Origin of the sequence: Streptomyces sp. NPDC002884 (assembly GCF_040295245.1) — a bacterium.
Classification (GTDB): domain Bacteria; phylum Actinomycetota; class Actinomycetes; order Streptomycetales; family Streptomycetaceae; genus Streptomyces.
In genome coordinates, this window is record NZ_JBEOVB010000040.1 from 23,323 (window position 1) to 39,696 (window position 16,374).

General features: G+C 69.6%; 22 protein-coding genes. 9 read left to right on the forward strand and 13 right to left on the reverse strand.

Annotated features, from left to right (window positions below; genetic code table 11):
* Window positions 1-58: 58 nt before the first annotated feature.
* From ABT070_RS40385 to ABT070_RS40415, 7 genes are all read left to right on the forward strand, one after another.
* Entirely contained in the window at window positions 59-904 is an 846-nt protein-coding gene (locus tag ABT070_RS40385; RefSeq protein WP_351767932.1) for an SDR family oxidoreductase, read from the forward strand.
* Between the two features lie 166 nt (window positions 905-1,070).
* The gene (locus tag ABT070_RS40390; RefSeq protein ID WP_351767933.1) at window positions 1,071-2,051 is read left to right on the forward strand and encodes an aldo/keto reductase; all 981 of its coding nucleotides are present in this window, start codon (window positions 1,071-1,073) and stop codon (window positions 2,049-2,051) included.
* Window positions 2,052-2,194: 143 nt separating this feature from the next.
* Window positions 2,195-2,737, forward strand: a complete 543-nt coding sequence (locus tag ABT070_RS40395) for an NAD(P)H-dependent oxidoreductase (protein WP_351767934.1) — start codon at window positions 2,195-2,197, stop codon at window positions 2,735-2,737.
* Between the two features lie 202 nt (window positions 2,738-2,939).
* Window positions 2,940-3,269, forward strand: coding sequence for a carboxymuconolactone decarboxylase family protein (locus ABT070_RS40400; RefSeq protein ID WP_351767935.1), 330 nt, complete (start codon window positions 2,940-2,942; stop codon window positions 3,267-3,269).
* Window positions 3,270-3,325: 56 nt separating this feature from the next.
* Window positions 3,326-3,730: a (R)-mandelonitrile lyase gene (locus ABT070_RS40405; RefSeq protein WP_351767936.1), complete on the forward strand. Its 405-nt coding sequence runs from the start codon at window positions 3,326-3,328 to the stop codon at window positions 3,728-3,730.
* An 87-nt stretch (window positions 3,731-3,817) separates the two neighbouring features.
* A complete protein-coding gene (locus ABT070_RS40410) occupies window positions 3,818-4,840 on the forward strand; it encodes a zinc-dependent alcohol dehydrogenase family protein (RefSeq protein ID WP_351767937.1) in 1,023 nt (340 codons plus the stop codon).
* An 86-nt stretch (window positions 4,841-4,926) separates the two neighbouring features.
* Entirely contained in the window at window positions 4,927-5,916 is a 990-nt protein-coding gene (locus ABT070_RS40415) for an aldo/keto reductase (protein WP_351767938.1), read from the forward strand.
* A 101-nt stretch (window positions 5,917-6,017) separates the two neighbouring features.
* Here ABT070_RS40415 and ABT070_RS40420 read toward each other — a convergent pair whose 3' ends face one another.
* Both ABT070_RS40420 and ABT070_RS40425 read right to left on the reverse strand, forming a co-directional pair.
* Entirely contained in the window at window positions 6,018-6,221 is a 204-nt protein-coding gene (locus tag ABT070_RS40420; protein ID WP_351767939.1) for a hypothetical protein, read from the reverse strand.
* Window positions 6,222-7,229, reverse strand: a complete 1,008-nt coding sequence (locus ABT070_RS40425) for a hypothetical protein (RefSeq protein ID WP_351767940.1) — start codon at window positions 7,227-7,229, stop codon at window positions 6,222-6,224.
* Window positions 7,230-7,639: 410 nt separating this feature from the next.
* Here ABT070_RS40425 and ABT070_RS40430 point away from each other — a divergent pair, with 410 nt between their 5' ends.
* Window positions 7,640-8,797 carry a ParA family protein gene (locus ABT070_RS40430; RefSeq protein ID WP_351767941.1) on the forward strand — a complete coding sequence of 386 codons (1,158 nt, stop codon included), beginning with the start codon at window positions 7,640-7,642 and terminating at the stop codon, window positions 8,795-8,797.
* Window positions 8,794-10,104 (forward strand): ParB/RepB/Spo0J family partition protein, encoded by a 1,311-nt coding sequence (locus tag ABT070_RS40435; RefSeq protein WP_351767942.1) that lies wholly within the window; start codon window positions 8,794-8,796, stop codon window positions 10,102-10,104. The genes ABT070_RS40430 and ABT070_RS40435 overlap by 4 nt, the downstream gene beginning before the upstream one ends.
* Before the next feature lie 67 nt (window positions 10,105-10,171).
* On the opposite strand, the gene ABT070_RS40440 is transcribed toward ABT070_RS40435, so the two are convergent.
* The 11 genes from ABT070_RS40440 to ABT070_RS40490 form a co-directional block, all read right to left on the reverse strand.
* On the reverse strand, window positions 10,172-10,525 hold the full coding sequence (locus tag ABT070_RS40440) for a hypothetical protein (RefSeq protein ID WP_351767943.1): 354 nt from the start codon (window positions 10,523-10,525) through the stop codon (window positions 10,172-10,174).
* Window positions 10,515-10,919 (reverse strand): hypothetical protein, encoded by a 405-nt coding sequence (locus tag ABT070_RS40445; RefSeq protein WP_351767944.1) that lies wholly within the window; start codon window positions 10,917-10,919, stop codon window positions 10,515-10,517. Before ABT070_RS40445 ends, ABT070_RS40440 begins: the two co-directional genes overlap by 11 nt.
* Window positions 10,920-11,208: 289 nt before the next feature.
* Complete coding sequence (locus tag ABT070_RS40450) at window positions 11,209-12,096, reverse strand: hypothetical protein (RefSeq protein WP_351767945.1); 888 nt, start codon at window positions 12,094-12,096, stop codon at window positions 11,209-11,211.
* Between the two features lie 90 nt (window positions 12,097-12,186).
* The gene (locus tag ABT070_RS40455; protein WP_351767946.1) at window positions 12,187-12,684 is read right to left on the reverse strand and encodes a hypothetical protein; all 498 of its coding nucleotides are present in this window, start codon (window positions 12,682-12,684) and stop codon (window positions 12,187-12,189) included.
* Between the two features lies 1 nt (window position 12,685).
* Window positions 12,686-13,207 carry a WhiB family transcriptional regulator gene (locus tag ABT070_RS40460; protein ID WP_351767947.1) on the reverse strand — a complete coding sequence of 174 codons (522 nt, stop codon included), beginning with the start codon at window positions 13,205-13,207 and terminating at the stop codon, window positions 12,686-12,688.
* Window positions 13,208-13,234: 27 nt separating this feature from the next.
* Window positions 13,235-13,513: a hypothetical protein gene (locus ABT070_RS40465; protein ID WP_351767948.1), complete on the reverse strand. Its 279-nt coding sequence runs from the start codon at window positions 13,511-13,513 to the stop codon at window positions 13,235-13,237.
* A complete protein-coding gene (locus tag ABT070_RS40470) occupies window positions 13,510-14,184 on the reverse strand; it encodes a GGDEF domain-containing protein (protein WP_351767949.1) in 675 nt (224 codons plus the stop codon). Before ABT070_RS40470 ends, ABT070_RS40465 begins: the two co-directional genes overlap by 4 nt.
* Before the next feature lie 235 nt (window positions 14,185-14,419).
* Window positions 14,420-14,911: a hypothetical protein gene (locus ABT070_RS40475; RefSeq protein ID WP_351767950.1), complete on the reverse strand. Its 492-nt coding sequence runs from the start codon at window positions 14,909-14,911 to the stop codon at window positions 14,420-14,422.
* Entirely contained in the window at window positions 14,904-15,410 is a 507-nt protein-coding gene (locus tag ABT070_RS40480) for an AAA family ATPase (RefSeq protein WP_351767951.1), read from the reverse strand. The genes ABT070_RS40475 and ABT070_RS40480 overlap by 8 nt, the downstream gene beginning before the upstream one ends.
* Window positions 15,407-15,757: a hypothetical protein gene (locus tag ABT070_RS40485; RefSeq protein ID WP_351767952.1), complete on the reverse strand. Its 351-nt coding sequence runs from the start codon at window positions 15,755-15,757 to the stop codon at window positions 15,407-15,409. Before ABT070_RS40485 ends, ABT070_RS40480 begins: the two co-directional genes overlap by 4 nt.
* Window positions 15,754-16,263, reverse strand: a complete 510-nt coding sequence (locus ABT070_RS40490) for a hypothetical protein (RefSeq protein WP_351767953.1) — start codon at window positions 16,261-16,263, stop codon at window positions 15,754-15,756. The genes ABT070_RS40485 and ABT070_RS40490 overlap by 4 nt, the downstream gene beginning before the upstream one ends.
* Window positions 16,264-16,374 lie beyond the last annotated feature (111 nt).

Sequence of the window (16,374 nt, forward strand, 5' to 3'; positions counted from 1 at the left end):
ACGAACCTCCCCCGCAGCTAGCGGGAGCCGGATCACGGCGCCAGAAAGGAAACCCCCCATGAGCAAGGTCATCTTCGTCACCGGTGCCGGACGCGGTCTGGGCACGGACATCGCCCGCGAGGCCCTCGCCGCAGGCCACCGGGTCGTCGCCACCGGCCGCCGCCCCGAAGAAGTCGAGAAGACCCTCGGCGGGCCCCAGGACAATCTGCTGGTCACCAGGCTCGACGTAACCAGCCTGGAGGACGCCGAGGCCGCCGCGCAGGCAGCCGTCGACCGCTTCGGCCGCATCGACGTCCTGATCAACAACGCCGGGAACCTCTTCACCGGCTACTTCGAGGAGATCTCGCCCGCGCAGATGCGCCAGCAGTTCGAGACCAACCTCTTCGGCCCGATGAACGTCACCCGCGCCGTCCTGCCCATCCTGCGCAAGCAGCGTGCCGGCCACGTCATCACCATCACCTCGACCGCCGGGCTGGTCGGTATGGAGTTCACCTCCGCCTACGCCGCCTCCAAGTTCGCCGAAGAGGGCTGGATGGAGTCCCTGCGCTACGACGTCGAGCCGTACAACATCCACACCACGATCGTGGAGCCCGGCTACTTCCGCACCGAACTCCTCGTGGACGGCTCCACCAACTGGCCCAAGCTGTCCATCGACGACTACGCCCCGCGCACCGCCCCCCGGATCGAGGGCATGAAGAGCATGAACGGCAAGCAGCCCGGCGACCCCGCCAAGCTCGCCCGCGCCCTGCTCACCATCGCCGGACAGGACAAGCCGCTGCTGCGCTTCGTCGCCGGTGCGGACGCCATCGAGGCCGCCGAGGCCAAGGCGAAGGAACTCCTCGCCCAGGCCGAAGCCTCCCGCGAACTGGGCGACAGCCTGGCCTACGACGACACCCACGCCTGAGCACCATGCCCCGGCCGAGGCCGGAAGCCGCCGGGTGCGCCTACGGCGCTGATCCGCCACCTGGCAACGTCGCCCGCGCCGGCGCCGCGCGGCCCACCAGTTGGTGGCGCACCCCCAGACCATGACCACCGACCGGCCTGACGGCCGTCACGACAAGGAGTGTCTGATGAAGCACGTATCACTGGGCGGGCTCGATGTCTCCCGCATCGGGCTGGGAGCCATGACCATGGCCGGCACCTACACCACGGGCGGAGGGCTCGACGACGCCGAGTCGATCCGTACCATCCACCGTGCGCTGGACCTCGGGGTCACCCACATCGACACCGCCGAGATCTACGGCCCCTTCCACAGCGAGGAACTCGTCGGCAAGGCCATCAAGGGCCAGCGGGACGACGTCGTCGTGGCGACGAAGTTCGGGCTCGTCTCCCACGCCGGCGACGGCCCCGGCGTGATCGACAGCAGCCCCGAAAACGTGAAGGCCGCGGTCGAAGGCTCGCTCAAGCGGCTCGGCACCGACCACATCGACCTCTACTACCAGCACCGCGTCGACCCGAACACACCCGTCGAGGCGACCATCGGCGCGCTGGCCGAGCTGGTCGCCGAGGGCAAGGTACGCCACATCGGCCTCTCCGAGGCCGGTCCCGAGACGATCCGCCGGGCGCACGCCGTGCATCCAGTGGCCGCGCTGCAGACCGAATACTCGCTGTGGACCCGCGACGTCGAGGCCGAGATCCTCCCGCTGCTGCGCGAGCTCGGCATCGGATTCGTTCCCTACTCCCCGCTCGGCCACGGCCTGCTGACCGGGCAGATCCGCACCGTCGACGACTTCACCGACGACGACTGGCGCAAGACCAACCCGCGCTTCACCGGCGAGAACTTCCAGCGCAACCTGCGCATCGTCGACGAGGTACAGGCCATCGGCGCCGAGATCGGCGCCACCCCGGCCCAGACCGCGCTGGCATGGCTGCTGACCCGTGGCGACGACATCGCCCCCATCCCCGGCACCCGGCGGGTTACGCGCGTCGAGGAGAACACCGCCGCCGACGCCGTAGAACTCAGCGCCGCGCAGCTCGACCGCCTCAACAACCTCACACCGGCTGCGGGCGAACGCCACGACGAGGTCAACATGGCCAGCATCGATCGCTGACCGCCGGCGCCCCTGCGCCCGGATCAGCTCACGCGCCTGGACCTCGCGAGGGACTGACGCCCCGGCGAAGTCCCTGGCCCGTCGCACTTGACCAACCCGCATCCGTTCACCCATTTCACTGATCACTGAAAAGGTTCCTCATCATGTCCAAGGTTCTCCTTGTCGTAGGCCATCCGGACCTGTCGCAGTCGAAGGCCAACGCGGCGCTCGTGGACGCCGTCCGCGATCTGCCCCATGTCACCGTGCACGACCTCTATGCCACCTACCCCGACTTCCGGATCGACGTCCCAGCCGAGCAGGCGCTGCTGGCCGAGCATGATGTGATCGTCTTCCAGCACCCGGTGTTCTGGTACAACACCACCCCGCTGTTCAAGCACTGGCAGGACACGGTCTTCACCCTCGGCTGGGCCTTCACCATCGACGGATCCGCCTCGCAACTGGCCGGCAAGAAGGCCGTCGTCGCCGTCACCACCGGCGTCCCCGCCGACCACTACACCCCCGAAGGCGCGAACAAGACCACCATCGAGACCCTCCTCAACAACTGGGAGGCGACCCTGCGCCTGTGCCAGCTCGACTTCCAGCAGCCGATGTTCAAGGTGTACGGAACCGCCTTCGGCCTCTCCGACGAAGACCTGGCCACCGCCGCCAAGCAGTACAACGAACTGCTCGCCTCCTACGCTGCCTGACCACACCCCCCACCACTGCGACCCCTTGCCCTCCAGGTGCCGCGGTGGTGATGGGGCACACCAGGTCTCCGGTTTCCTCGATACCGGGGCCGCTTACGCCGTACTGGTCCGGCCGCGGTACGCGTCGGGCGGTCGCACGCAGGCGGCCCGCGCCACACAGTGGCGCTGACCGGTTCTTCCCGATTGATCAAGGAGTCACCCGATGCCAACGATGTCCGCTCCCCAGGAACTGGCCGCCATCGCACCGAAGCTGGTCGAGGTCAGCAACGAGGTCCTGTTCGACGATGTCTGGCAGCGCCCCGGGCTTTCCCCGCGGGACCGGAGCCTGGTGACCGTCAGCGCGCTGGTATCCCTCTACCGGGGTGAACAGCTCGGCTACCACCTCGGTCTGGCCATGGACAACGGGCTGAGTGTGGAGGAGCTGTCGGAGGCGATCACCCACCTGGCGTTCTACTCCGGATGGCCCACCGCCATGAGTGCGGTCACCCAGCTCAAGAAGATCGCCGAGGAACGCGGTGATCTTGCGGCCTGACTGCTGGCCCGGCACCCCGCCCCTCCCACTCCACTCGCACGAGACAAGGAACGACCATGGAGCTTTTGAGTAAGCAGCCGACGCTGAAGCTGCCGGAGAAAATGTTCACCGGCGATGCCTGGGCCGATGTGATCTACCGAGGTGAGGAGCCTTCCCGGGCCCGTGCGAACGCGGTCCGTTTCGCCCCCGGTGCCCGTACCGCCTGGCACTCCCACGGCCTGGGTCAGACCCTCTACATCGTCGAGGGCATCGCCCTGATCCAGTCCCGGGGCGGCGACATCCTCGAAGCCCACCCCGGCGACGTGGTCTGGACCCCGCCGGGCGAGGAGCACTGGCACGGTGCCGCGCCCGACCACTTCATGGTCCACATCGCCTTGTGGGAGACCGACGAGGTCGACTGGCTCAAGCACGTCACCGACACCGAGTACGCCGGCCCGCGCCGCAGCACCCGCACCCCCTGACCCCGGGCCCCTCGATTCCTCGGCCGGCTCTTGCCTGGGCAGAGACACGGAGCCGCTTTCCGCACAGCACAGAAAGGCAGCCTCACTATGCGCGGAGCAGTTCTCTACGCCCCCGGCGACGTGCGCTTCGAGGAGCGTGACGACCCGCAGATCCTGAAGCCGACCGACGCGGTCATCCGCACGGTCGCCACCAGCGTGTGTGGCTCGGACCTGTGGAGCTACCGCGGCGTCAACCCGGTCGAGGAGCCAGTGCCGTTCGGGCACGAGTACGTCGGCATCGTGGAGGAAGTCGGCGCCGAGGTCGCTCGCATCAAGCCGGGCCAGTTCGTCGTGGGCTCGTTCTTCGCCTCGGACAACACCTGCCCGAACTGCCGCAACGGGTACCAGACCAACTGCCTGCACCGCGAGTTCGTCGGCGCGGGCGGCTGCCAGGCCGAGAAGATCCGCGTCCCGCTGGCCGACGGCACCCTGGTCGCCACCCCCGACCTGCCCGCCGAGGAGCACATCGCCAGCCTGCTGGCGTGCTCCGACGTCATGGGCACCGGCTGGTACGCCGCCGTAGCCGCCCAGGTCCAAGCCGGTGACACGGTGGCCGTGGTGGGCGACGGCGCGGTGGGCCTGTGCGCGGTTATCGCGGCCAGGGAACTCGGAGCGGAGCGGATCATCGCCATGTCCCGCCACACATCGCGGCAGAATTTGGCCCGCAAGTTCGGCGCCACCGACATCGTCGCCGAGCGCGGCAACGAGGGCGTGGCCCGGATCAAGGAACTGACCGGCGGGATCGGCGCGGACCGCGTACTGGAGTGCGTCGGCAGCGCCCAGTCCATGCAGCAGGCCCTGCACGCCACCCGCCCCGGCGGCAACATCGGCTTCGTCGGCGTGCCCCACGACGTGCAGATCGGCGGCACCGAGCTGTTCCACTCCCACGTCGGCCTGCGCGGCGGCCCGGCCCCCGTCAGGGAGTTCCTGCCCGACCTGATCGACCGGGTCCTGTCCGGCCGCATCAACCCAGGCAAGGTCTTCGACCTCCAGCTCCCGCTGTCGCAGGTCGCCGAGGGCTACCAGGCCATGGACGAGCGCCGCGCCATCAAGGCCCTACTCACGCCCTGACCCGCTCAGACTGGTCGTGGTGCGGCACCTGTGTCGCACCACGACCGACCCTCCATTAATTGGCACATGACGCGAGGAGTCCCATCGTGCACACGCGCACTCTCGGGCAGGGTCTTGAGGTCTCGGCCATCGGCATGGGATGCATGGGGATGTCGCAGAGCTACGGCCCCAACCCCGGCGACCGCAGCGAGATGATCGCGGTCCTGCGCGGCGCTGTCGAGCAGGGCGTCACGTTCTTCGACACCGCCGAGGTCTACGGCCCCTACGTCAACGAGAAGCTCGTTGGGGAAACCCTCGCGCCGGTCCGCGACCAGGTGGTGCTCGCGACGAAGTTCGGCTGGCGCATCGAGAACGGGGCCTCCACTGGCTTGGACAGCCGCCCCGAGCAGATCAAGCGGGTCGCCGACGCTTCACTGCGGCGGCTGCGCATCGAGACGATCGACCTGTTCTACCAGCACCGGGTCGACCCCGAGGTGCCGCCTGAGGAGGTGGCCGGCGCGGTCGGGGAACTGGTGCAGGCGGGCAAGGTCCGCCACTTCGGCCTCTCGGAGGCGGCCGCGGCCACCATCCGCCGAGCCCACGCCGTGCACCCGGTGACCGCGGTGCAGAGCGAGTACTCGCTGTGGACCCGCGACCCCGAACCCGAGGTCCTGCCGACACTGGCCGAACTGGGCATCGGGTCCGTGCCCTTCAGCCCGCTGGGCAAGGGTTTCCTGACCGGGACGGTGGATGCCGGGACCGGGTTCGCGGAGGGCGACGTTCGCACCACGATTCCCCTCTTCAGCGCGGCCAACCGGACCGCCAATCAGGCCCTGGTCGACCAGGTCACCGCCCTGGCCCAGGCCAAAGACGCCGCCCCCGGGCAGGTGGCGCTGGCCTGGCTGCTGGCCCAGCAACCCTGGATCGTACCGATCATCCCCGGCACCCGCCGCATCACCCGCCTCAAGGAGAACGCGCAGGCCACCCAGGTGGCACTGTCCGCCGACGAGAAGGCCGCCCTAGACCAAGCCGCAGCCCGCCTGGGCGTGCACGGCGACCGCTACAACGAGCAGCACATGAACCTGGTCGGCAAGTAGCCAGCAACCTCCTGGCCGCACCAACCGTCCGCCCCGAACAGAGTGGGTGAGCCGCCGCAGGGCCGAGCAACGACCATGCCCAAGAGTCCATTCGTCCCGGGCTAGCGCACACCACCGACGACCCGGCCGCGCTGATCGTCGCGAGCCAGGTCACCCGCCAGCGGAATCAGCAACTGCCCGGCCACCGTGGTCACGATGTCGGTCTTGGCGATGCCGTGCTGGCACTGCGGGTCGAAGACAGGTGACCGTTCGGCGCTTCGGACCCGGGAGCGCCGACCGTCCCACTCGATGTGTGGAGAAGCCATTCAGCCAGGGCCAAGACGCTGGGTCGCCGTGGTGACACGCCGCTCGACCGCTTCGGCGATCGCACGGTACTCGGCCTCGCAAGAACTCACTTGTAGCTGCTCGTAGGTGCAGGTGGTGAAGCGGAGTTCGATGAGGCCTGTCCGGGCTGTGTCGTCCAGGCGGATCCAGTTCTCCATGGTCTCCGGTGGATAGATGGCATCCAGGTGATCAGCTCGGGTGACGGGCAGCCCGAACTCCGCGTCCGTGACCGCTTCGATCAAGGCTTGCTTGCGGCGCCGGATGCCGGCTCGATGGATGATGTCCAGGCACCAGCGCACCGGGCCGCTGCCTTCGTACCCGTTGATGCCTAGCCCCTTGTAGCCGGTGACAGCGTCGGCCGCAGTGAGGGTGTGGAAGAGCCCGAGACGGCGCAGCAGGCCGCTGGCGCTCCACGCTCCCGCCTGGAACTGCCGCGCCCACTCCCCCGTGTTCCATTCATGCTCGAAGGCGATCTCTTCCGCCGACCAGCGCTCCGGGCCGCGCCACAGTGCCTTCCATCCCCGGTCCGCGACACGTTCGAGGCTTTCGGTCTCCGCCCCCTTCCATGTCTCGCGGGGCGGGCCGGTCAGCCATGCGGAGGTGCGCTGGCCGGCAAGGTGCAGTTCCACGCCTCTCGTCGTGCGCTGCCGGATCCGAAGCCCCAGCAGGCCGTGGACTTCGCCGTCGGGCTCATAGCAGGGCAGCAGCCATGACAACAGCCTCCTGGCGCACTGCTCACTTTCGACGACCAACTCGATTGTGCCGGGCTGCGGACTGACGCGCCGGATGCCGAAGGGATAGGCGGTGAAGTCCCGGTTCGACTCGAGGAGCTGGTAGAAGAGGTCGGCCTCGAAGTTCCGCTGCTCGACGCAGTCCGCATCCGGGATGGGCGGACGCCCCGGGCGGAGCAGGTTGTGGGCCTGCTGGTAGGTCTCGTTGGTGTACTGCTGGCGGCGGGCAGCAAGTCGGCTGATTCGTCCACTGCGCATGGGAGGTCCTGATTCTCCGTACCAGTCGGCCCTCCGGTACGGCGATCGGGCCGTCAGCCGGGTTGATCGTGCGCGTGGTTGCAGTGTGAAGCTGAGCTCCTTCGCTGCCCGTGGATGAACGCCGGTGGGCCGATGGCGTTCAAGGGAGCACGGCCTTGCCGCTGCCGTTTGAGGGGGAGCATAGCCAACTCGCTGAGCGAATTGTCCTGGTGTCACTCGATCGTGGGAGCGTCGAATCGCAGCGCGTTCTTTGGCCTTCCCGGCGTGTGCCTACGTGTGGCGTGCGGTGTGCAGCAGCGTGGGAGAAGTCGAAGCGCACAGGGATGGTTTGGCTTGTTGTCCGCGGACAACAAGCGACGTTGATGAGGCCCTTGCTGTCCAAGCAACGCAGAGGTAAGTAAGGTAGCGCCATGACCGCTCCATACGACCCGAGTGATCGGGAAAAGGTAGTAGCCAAACTGCCTTCTGAGCTCCGGAAAGAGCTCAAGGTCCGCGCTGCCGAGCTGGATAGCGACATCCAGGACGCCGTGACTCAGGGCGTGGAAGCGTGGAGAAAGACCAGGAGCCGCCCCACCGTTGACACAACGGGCGGCACTTCGTTCGCGACCTACCTGCCAGCCGGGCTGTACGACAAACTCAAGCTGGACTGCAAGTCCCGCTCGATCACGTACAACCAGGGCATCGCCCAGTCGGTCCGGCTGTGGCTGGACGAGCATCCTTCGCCGCGGCCCAAGCCGCAGCGGGTCACAGGGGCGCGGCGCATCATTTTCGGCAATCAGAAGGGCGGTGTCGGCAAGACTTCGGTGTCTGCTGGTGTCGCTCAGGCTCTGGCGGAGTCCGGACAGCGCACTCTGCTGATCGACTTCGACCCGCAGGGCCACCTGACCAAGCAGCTCGGCCATCCGCTCATCGAGATCGACAGCCCGAGCCTGGCCAAGCACATGCTCGGGGAGGTCAAGGACGGCGCGCTCGCAGACCTCCTGGTGCCGATAAAGGGTGGCGACTTCGAGGACCACCTCTGGCTGCTGCCTGCTTGCAAGGACGCCTTCCTGCTGGACGCCAAGCTGGCCACGAGCCGTGTTGTGCGGATCAAGGAGACGGCGCTGGAGAAGGCGTTGGAGCCCTTGGAGCACGACTTCGACTTCATCGTCGTGGACTGCCCTCCGAGTCTCGGCTACAGCATGGACACGGCCATCTACTACTGCCGCACCCGGGACGGTGAAGACGCCGACTCGTCGGGCATCGTCATCCCGGTGCTGGCGGAGGACTCGTCAGCTGACGCCTACGACATGCTCGAGGAGCAGATCCAGGATCTGATCGAGGACCTCGACATCCGCCTTGCCCAGCTCGGTTTCGTGGTCAACATGTACGACAGCCGCAAGGGCTACGTGGCGACTTCGTCCCTTGAGGAGTGGCAGAAGATCGGTGAGCCGTCGGTGCTGGCCATCGTCCCGGAGCTGAAGGACCAGCGGGAGGCGGTCCGGGTGAAGGCGCCCCTGCTGGCGCACGCCCCCTACTGCGAGCAGGCAGAAGCAATGCGGACCATCGCACGGAGGATCAGCGGATGAGCGTCGCCGACCGGCTGGGAACCGGCTCTTCTTTCACTGAACGGCGCGGCCGCAGCGCCCGCGGCCGCGCGAAGGCAGTGACCCAGGGAGACGTCCCCGTTTACGAGCTGGTCCGGCTACGGCTGGACGAGGTCTCCCCCACTCCCCTCAACCCGCGCCGCAACTTCGGCACCGACGAGGACAAGACGCGCTTCGGCGAGGAACTGCGCCACGCCCAGCTGGCCGCGTGCGTCGCCGTGACCCGGGCCGCCTATCTCGCGCTCTGGCCCGCCCACGAGGAGCGGATCGGCGACGCCGCTCATGTCCTGGTCAACGGTGAGCGGCGCTTCCAGAGCGCTGTGCACGTCGGTTTGGAGGCGCTGGACTTCGTCGTCCGCGACGATCTGGCCTCAGACCGTGAGGCGTTCATCAACCACCTGCTCAAGGAGAACCTCGAGCGGGAAGACTTCGACGTGATCGAGCGGGCCCGTGGTGTGGAGCAGCTCGTGGCTGTGTGTGCCGAGACGTCGGAGCGAGGGGCCCGGACGCGGGCAGCGGAGCAGCTCGGCAAGGACCGCTCGTGGGTGACCAACCAACTGGTGCTACTGGAGCTGCCGGCGGAACTGCAGGCCATGCTGAGCGCAGGGTCGCTCCCTGAGCGTGATGGGCGATCGCTCGCCCGGCGTGCCAAGGACAGCCCTGGATTGGGGGCGGCCGCTCTGCTGGAGCATCTGCGAGCGGAAAAGGAAGCAGTAGCCCTGGCCAAGGCGGAGGAACGCCAGCAGTTGCAGACGCTGCGTGCTGCGGGAGGCGCCGCTTTGTTGTCCGCGGACAACAAGGTTGACGGTCAGGAGCTACCCGCCGCGGTCGCCCCGCCGGCTGCTTCCGTAGCAGGCACGACTGACCGGAGTTTGTTGTCCGCGGACAACAAGAGCGGGGTGCGGCCGGCGGGCTCGCAGTCCGGTGAGGGTTTGTTGTCCGCGGACAACAAACCCGTCGAGACGCCTGCTCAGGATGTGGCCAAGCCACCAGCCCAGCGACGGTCCGCGTCGGAAGGCGTCAAGCCCGCTAATCCCGAGCCCGTAAGTGCCACGAGGACGCACTCTGACGAAACAGGGTCCACCGGAGAAGAAGGGCAGGGACAACCCCGTCAGCTGCCGTATGACGACGCCTTCTACGTCGTCAATCACTTGCACCGAAAGATGGAGCCGCCGGTCTTCGCAAAGAGTGCTCGCCTGTGGCTTGAGATCCTGCGCGAACAGCAGCCGGCCGCGTACAGCGCACTGCTGGACGACCTGGTGCGTCAGGCAGAGCACACCTCAGCCTGACCTCGTGCCTCAAAACGCAAAAGGGCCCCTCCGCTGAGCGGAGGGGCCCTTTTGCTGTGCAGGGTGGTCAGGTGTGGTCGGGTACCGGGTGGGTGTAGCGGATCGGCTTGCCAAGGCTCTGGGCGTAGGCGATCTCGCGGCGGGTGCTGTCGCCGATGTAGCCGCCGGGGTTGACGATCAGGACGTCGTCGGCAAGGTCGATCTTGCGCAGGTGAAGGTCGCCCAGGAGGCGCTTGAGCCGGTCAGCGCGGGCGGGGTCGGCCCACAGCGGATGCGGGGTCGCGGGGTTGCCGACGGGGGCGAGGACGATCCGGCCGGCCGCCGTCTCGTACAGGGCGGCTTCGGTGAGCGCGTCCCAGAACCGGGTCGACCCGCACAGGACGACGATCGGCGGGCGCGGCGGGATGGTGTCAGCAGTCATGGGTGGCCTTCTTGTTGGTGGGGATGGTGGCGGCGAGGTGGGCGGCCAGGACACGGGGGTGGGCGCTGGTCTCGAGCGTCCACAGCCGGACGGGGATGCGGTCGACGGTGGTGTCGAGGTAGAGCAGGCGCCACCACAGCCAGTCCGGGGAGCCGGGCAGGCGGGGTTCGCTCGTGCCGTAGCTGCTGCGGCCGGTGCTCCGGACGGTGGTGTCGAGGGCGCGGGCCCATGCCTGGAGGGTGGTCCGGTCCTCGGTCTGGATGAGGGCGGTCCGTCCGGGGCCGGGCACGTCGACGGTGTCGACGGACACGGCGGTGAGATGGGGGTGCGCGGCGAGCAGGAGGGCGGCCGCGTCGGCGGCGCGGATGGAGGGGGCGGGCGGGATGGTGGTCATCGCACAGAGGTCCTCTCCGGGCCTGTCTTCCCCCGAAAGCAGGGAAAGCGGGCCCGTTTGTCTGTGAGGGGTGGTCAGGCTGCCCAGGTCGTGGCGCCCTGGTCGGGGTCGGGGAGAAGGGATGCGGTTGCAGGGATGGGCAGGGGCGCCGCATGGCGGTGATCGGGACGGCACCGGGTTCGGCGGACGATGCCCAGCGATCCGCCAGGTGCTCTCCCTTTCACGGCCGCCTCTCAGTCATGGCGCGTGTCCCGGCCCGACGGGCTCGGGACGGTGCACGCTGTGCGGGTCAGAGGATGGCGAGGGCGTCGCGGCCCTGGCGGTGCTCGGTAACCACCGGAGTCGGTGCAGAGCTTGGGGTGTCGACGACGGGCCACTGGTGCCGGCAGATCGGTGAAGGGCAGCCGTGTACGCGCTCCCCGGTCTCGGGGTGGTAGTCCAGGCCGCGGCTGGGGCGTCCGCAGGCCGGGCAGCGGTCGAAGTCGAGGTCCTGGGTGTAGCCGTCTTGGGCGTACATCCAGGTGACGGGGAGGGCGCCGGGGGTGTCCGGTGGCACAGTGCGGATCCGCCAGTCGGCGCGGGTGGGGTAGGCGACGAACCGGCACCATCCGCGGGTGATGCTGTCGGCGAGGATGTGCCCGTCGAACGGGCGCAGGCGCTGGCCGCAGGTGTGGCGGTAGTAGGCGCTCGTGGTGGCCAGGACCTCCCGCGCGGGCGGGTGGCCGAGGAAGAGCAGGTCGCCGTCCTCCCCGAACTCGGTCACAAGCAGGCCCCGGTGAGTGAAGCTGACGTCGTCGCCGGACGGAATGAACACCGCCTGGTCCATGTCGTAGGCGTCTTCGGGAATCGTGGCCGACCCCCATATCCCGATGCCGTCCAGGGCGGTGTCCAACCGGTAGCGGGCGCCGTCGATGACCGGCTCGGTGCCCAGGGCATGCGCCCAGGCGGTGATGCCGGCCGTGTCGTGTTCGCCGACGCGCAGGATCAGGCTGTGCCGGGGGCGGCCCGGCTCCGGGCACATGCTGTGGGAGATCGCGAAGCCGGTGAGCGGCAGTTCGGGGTGGTCCGCCAGGAGGCGTCGGCCGACGGCGAGCTGCCCGTTCTCGCGGGACCCGAACCGCTCCAGCTGCGCGAGTAAGTGCTGGGCTCGTTCCGGTGCTGGTGAGCTGATGGGCATCTGTGGCTCCTTGACGAAGGAGGGAGCACCACGCCCGCGCGGTGGCGGGCACGGCGCTCCAAGGTGGCGGCTGCTACGTGCTGGTGGTGCTCACGGGTCGATGTCCTCCACGCCGGGGAGGGCGATGTCGCCGAACATGTCGTCCAGCGCTTGGATGACCCGGGCCCGGGCTTCGGGCCTGGTCTCGTCCAGGACGGTGCGGGTGAGGTCGACCAAGTCCAGGCCCGCGAACAGGTCGGTCAGGTCAGCGATGGTCTGCCCGCCCAGGTCGGCCGGCTCTTCCGCCGGCGCAGACAGCGGTGCTGCCCACAGCACCTCGAGCGTGGTGACGTCCAGCCACATCGGCTCATCCGGGGTGCGAGGCAGGCGAAGGTAGCCGGTGATGCGGAGCTGGTCGCCGGGGACCAGGTCGTGCAGCACGGCGACCGCGACCGCGGAGGTGGTGGCCGTGCAGGGCATGACCATTTCGTCCGCGCGCTCGTCGGTGGGGGAGACGACGAGCCGGAACCGTGCGCTCGTCTCATGCGGGCTGCCGGGGACGGTCTCTTCGTCGAGGAAGCCGTCCAGGGTTATCGCGACGGCGTCCATGTCATCCCGCCTTCCTGGCCGGTGCGCCGGCAGCGGCCAGGAGCCGCCTCATGTTGAGCCGCTGTTCGTCCGGCGTGAGCCTGCGCGGCCGCCGTGGCAGGGGGCCATTGACGTCGCGGTCCAGGCGGACGATGCGGGCTTCGCGGACCGTGAGCGGGGTATACCGGGCGGCCTGGCGCAACTGGCGCAGCCGCTGGTCGTGGTCGGCGACGACGGTCACCCAGTCGGTGCCGAGCCGGTCGGCCAGGCGCTGACGCAGGTGGGTGCGGTGGCGGGCGGTGGTGCCTGCCCACACGCCCAGGCGCGCCTCGCTCGGGTGGGCCAGTGCCCACTTGAGGCAGCCCGCTGCGATCGGGCAGCCGGAGCACAGCAGTTTGGCCTGCTCGATGTCGGCCTGTGCTGCCGGTGTGCTGGTCGCCTCGTGGGAGAAGAGGTCTGGCTGGCGCCGGCAGGCGGTGGGGGAGGCGGTGAAGGGGAAGGTGATCCGGTCGGAGGCCGGCAGGGCGGATCGGAATCCGGGCATGGCAGAGCTCTCCAAAGAAGGGGCGGGTCAGGCGTGGTCGTCGTCGCGCTGGCGCTTGGGCTGGACGTCGGAGGCGAACCTGCCGAGGCGGGCCTCGGTGGCGTGAGTACTGATCCAGTCCTCTGCGCAGACTTTGTGGACGGGCTCGCCGTAGTGGGAGCGCATCGGCGTCGGCCGGTGGCACAGCACGCAGGGCACGTTCTGCCAGCGGTCGAAGTGCCGGGCGTCGCGCCAGTCCAGCAGGCCGCCGGGAGCCGGGACGCAGCCCGGTTCCCACAGCGGCGTCTTGCGGACCCGGCGGGTCACGCGAGGGGCAGGTGCGTGCCGGGGCGGCCGGGGCGGCGCCCGTGGACTGCGGGTGTGTAGGCGTCGTGGCGGGTCGCCAGGTAGCCGGGCGGCTGTGTGCCGGTCTTCACCCGGTACATGGCCATGTCCGCGCCGCGTAGAAGGCGGGAAGCGTCGGCCGCACGGGGCAGGTCGGCGGCGCGCGCGGTCCCGATGGACACGGCCGGGGTGAGTATCTGCCCGGCGTGGTCGACGGGCTGCGCGAGCAGCTCGCGCAGCGCGGTGACCTCCCGCAGGGTCGCGGGCGGAGAGAGCCGCACTGCGACGGCGAACTCGTCGCCTCCGAGCCGGGCGGCGAGGCCTCCGCGGGCCTGCGCCCATGCCCCGAGCCGGTGGCCGACGGTGGCGATGAGGGTGTCGCCGGCGGCGTGCCCGAGGGTGTCGTTGACCGTCTTCAGTCCGTCGGCATCGGCGACCAAGACGTGCAGGAGGCCGCGGTGCGCACGTGCCAGGTACGCGGTGCGGGTCATGAGGGCGTCGCGGCCGACGAGTCCGGTGAGGGGGTCGCGGCGGGCCGCGTGCAGATGCCGGCGGACCCTGACGTCGTCGGCGACAGCGACCGCCAGAGGCACCGCGACGGCAGCGAGCGCGAGTATCCGGGAGCGCTGCCGTAAGGCGGAGTCAACGGGCATGATGGTCTCCGATCTGCCCTTTCGAGGGCGATTGAGAGAGGCGCACCCCGAGTGCTTCCAGGCTTCAGGGGGTGCGCCTCTTGCTGTGTGATCACGTGTGGCCCGGGCGGTGCCGGACGTCGGGCATGCTGGGAAGTGCGCTCGCCCCTCGTGACGGAGAAGTGCTGAGGGGCGAGCGCCGCTCCCCGTGTGGCCGTATCCGCGCCCGTCTCCGGTACGGCGGGCGGGGCGCCTGCTACTGGGGGTGAGCCAGCGACGGTATGGCCGGGATGCTGTGGCAGTCGGCCGCGGTGTCGTCGTGTACCGACCGGCCGTGCGTCGGCGCCAGTTCCGCGAGCAGTTCGAGCAGCGTCTCCTCGCTGTCGAGCGTGATGCCGGTATAGCGGCCGCAGGTGCACGGCACGACCAGCGTGAGGACGTCGTGGGCGCCTTCGTGCTCGGTGATGCGCAGGGTGTGGTGCAGCCACAGGCCGCCGTCCAGCCAGGCCACGGCCGACGGCTCGACCCGGCGGCCGCCGCTGTCCGTGGCCGCCGCCCCGTGCCAGTCCGCGGCTTCCACGGCCTGCGCGAGGGTCTGCGGGTAGGCGGCGTAGGTGTGGTGGGCGGCGGCGGTCTCCGCGTCCTCGCGCTGTTCGTTCTCGTCGGGGCCGCACGTGTCGGCGGCGATCTCCAGCAGGAACGCGAGCGGACTGCCGGGCGCGTAGGGGCGGCCGGTGGTGTCAGGCATGGGTCGGCACTCCTGCGGTGTCGGCGACGATGATGGTGGTGAAGCCTTCGGCGGCCAGCTGCTGGTGTGACCGGGCTGCCGCCTGGTGCTGAGCTCGGACGACGTTTTCGGGCACGCGCCGGTTGTCGGGCCGCGGGTGCTGCCGGTGCAGGCAGACGTCCAGCGGTGTGGCGAGGATGACCGCGGCGGCCGGCATGCCGTGCCGCCCGGCGGCCCTCAGCAGGTCGGCCCGCACCCCCTCTTCGACGTTGGTGGCGTCGATCACCGTGGTGAGCTTGCGGGCCATCCGGTACTCCAGAATCAGCGCGAGGACGTCCGCGGCGTCGCCGGTCGCGCCCTGGTCGCCGGGATCGTCGCTGACCGTGCCGCGCAGCCCGTCGAGGGAGAGGACCTGGGAGGCCGGCCAGGTGCGGGCCAGGGTCGACTTGCCCGCGCCGGAGGCGCCGATCAGCACGATCAGCCCGTTCTCGGGCAGGTCCGGGTACAGCACCGAGGTCATTCGGGGTCTCCTTGCGGGTCGAGGGAGCGGGCAGCCCAGTTCAGGCGCTGCCCGGCGTTGTCGGTGAGCAGCGCGGCGGCCTCGTGCAGGGGGCAAGAGGCGTCACCATCGCGGTCGGGCTCGATCTGCTCCACCCGCCGCGCGGCGGCACTGACCACCTGCGCGAGGGCGGGGAAGAGGCCGCCGGGGACGTCGACGTCCTCCTGGAGCTCGCGCAGGATCACGGCGAGCTCGAAGGCGTCGACGTCGTCGGCGCTCAGGTCGTCCTCGATCTGCTGGAGGGCGAGCTGGGCGATGCCGACGGAGGCGCGCACCCGTTCCAAGCGCGTGCGGGAGCAGCTGGTCATCGGGTGGTCGCCTTGGTGGTGGCGACCACGGCGGCGACCGTCTCCCAGCCGCGGTGCCAGGCCGAGTCAAGGTGGAAGGCTCCGTTCATGCCGAAGTCGGCGAGCTTGTAGAAGCCGCCTTTCCCGGTCTTGGTGGCGATCCTCTCCAGCAGGCCCTTGCCCGGGACGCGTCGGTCCGCGGCGTAGTGGGTGCCGAAGGAGATGGCGAGCGCGGCCGCGGCGGCGGCCGGGTGGACCCGGATGCCGAGCGCGCGGGCGCCAGCCCCGGCGACGATCGCCTGCGTGGCCGTGTAGGTGAGGCAGTGGTGCAGGCACGCCTTGCGGCCGTCAGCCGTGCCGTGGGTGGTCTTCTCCTTCGTGGCCGGGTCCTCGTAGGTGACCGGGTGGTCGTCGGAGGCGCCCTTCACCCGAGCGCAGAAATCGTTCTGCACCCAGAAGTCACCGAGGGCGCTCCCGGCGCGGGTCAGTCCGAGAAGGGCGGCGAAGACTGCGGGGCGATGCGTCATGCTGGGTTTCCTGATCTCGAAACGGGGTGAGGGAGCGGGCGGCCGGCCTTTGCCGGTGCTGCGGCCGCCCGGGTTGTGCGGGCCCGTCCCGGCCGGCGCGGTCGGGACGGG

Bases quoted from the DNA above. Each gene is read 5' to 3' on its own strand.
- ABT070_RS40385 (WP_351767932.1), top strand. From the start codon at position 59: ATGAGCAAGGTCATCTTCGTCACCGGTGCCGGACGCGGTCTGGGCACG.
- ABT070_RS40390 (WP_351767933.1), top strand. From the start codon at position 1,071: ATGAAGCACGTATCACTGGGCGGGCTCGATGTCTCCCGCATCGGGCTG.
- ABT070_RS40395 (WP_351767934.1), top strand. From the start codon at position 2,195: ATGTCCAAGGTTCTCCTTGTCGTAGGCCATCCGGACCTGTCGCAGTCG.
- ABT070_RS40400 (WP_351767935.1), top strand. From the start codon at position 2,940: ATGCCAACGATGTCCGCTCCCCAGGAACTGGCCGCCATCGCACCGAAG.
- ABT070_RS40405 (WP_351767936.1), top strand. From the start codon at position 3,326: ATGGAGCTTTTGAGTAAGCAGCCGACGCTGAAGCTGCCGGAGAAAATG.
- ABT070_RS40410 (WP_351767937.1), top strand. From the start codon at position 3,818: ATGCGCGGAGCAGTTCTCTACGCCCCCGGCGACGTGCGCTTCGAGGAG.
- ABT070_RS40420 (WP_351767939.1), bottom strand. From the start codon at position 6,221: ATGGCTTCTCCACACATCGAGTGGGACGGTCGGCGCTCCCGGGTCCGA.
- ABT070_RS40425 (WP_351767940.1), bottom strand. From the start codon at position 7,229: ATGCGCAGTGGACGAATCAGCCGACTTGCTGCCCGCCGCCAGCAGTAC.
- ABT070_RS40430 (WP_351767941.1), top strand. From the start codon at position 7,640: ATGACCGCTCCATACGACCCGAGTGATCGGGAAAAGGTAGTAGCCAAA.
- ABT070_RS40435 (WP_351767942.1), top strand. From the start codon at position 8,794: ATGAGCGTCGCCGACCGGCTGGGAACCGGCTCTTCTTTCACTGAACGG.
- ABT070_RS40440 (WP_351767943.1), bottom strand. From the start codon at position 10,525: ATGACTGCTGACACCATCCCGCCGCGCCCGCCGATCGTCGTCCTGTGC.
- ABT070_RS40445 (WP_351767944.1), bottom strand. From the start codon at position 10,919: ATGACCACCATCCCGCCCGCCCCCTCCATCCGCGCCGCCGACGCGGCC.
- ABT070_RS40450 (WP_351767945.1), bottom strand. From the start codon at position 12,096: ATGCCCATCAGCTCACCAGCACCGGAACGAGCCCAGCACTTACTCGCG.
- ABT070_RS40455 (WP_351767946.1), bottom strand. From the start codon at position 12,684: ATGGACGCCGTCGCGATAACCCTGGACGGCTTCCTCGACGAAGAGACC.
- ABT070_RS40460 (WP_351767947.1), bottom strand. From the start codon at position 13,207: ATGCCCGGATTCCGATCCGCCCTGCCGGCCTCCGACCGGATCACCTTC.
- ABT070_RS40470 (WP_351767949.1), bottom strand. From the start codon at position 14,184: ATGCCCGTTGACTCCGCCTTACGGCAGCGCTCCCGGATACTCGCGCTC.
- ABT070_RS40475 (WP_351767950.1), bottom strand. From the start codon at position 14,911: ATGCCTGACACCACCGGCCGCCCCTACGCGCCCGGCAGTCCGCTCGCG.
- ABT070_RS40480 (WP_351767951.1), bottom strand. From the start codon at position 15,410: ATGACCTCGGTGCTGTACCCGGACCTGCCCGAGAACGGGCTGATCGTG.
- ABT070_RS40485 (WP_351767952.1), bottom strand. From the start codon at position 15,757: ATGACCAGCTGCTCCCGCACGCGCTTGGAACGGGTGCGCGCCTCCGTC.
- ABT070_RS40490 (WP_351767953.1), bottom strand. From the start codon at position 16,263: ATGACGCATCGCCCCGCAGTCTTCGCCGCCCTTCTCGGACTGACCCGC.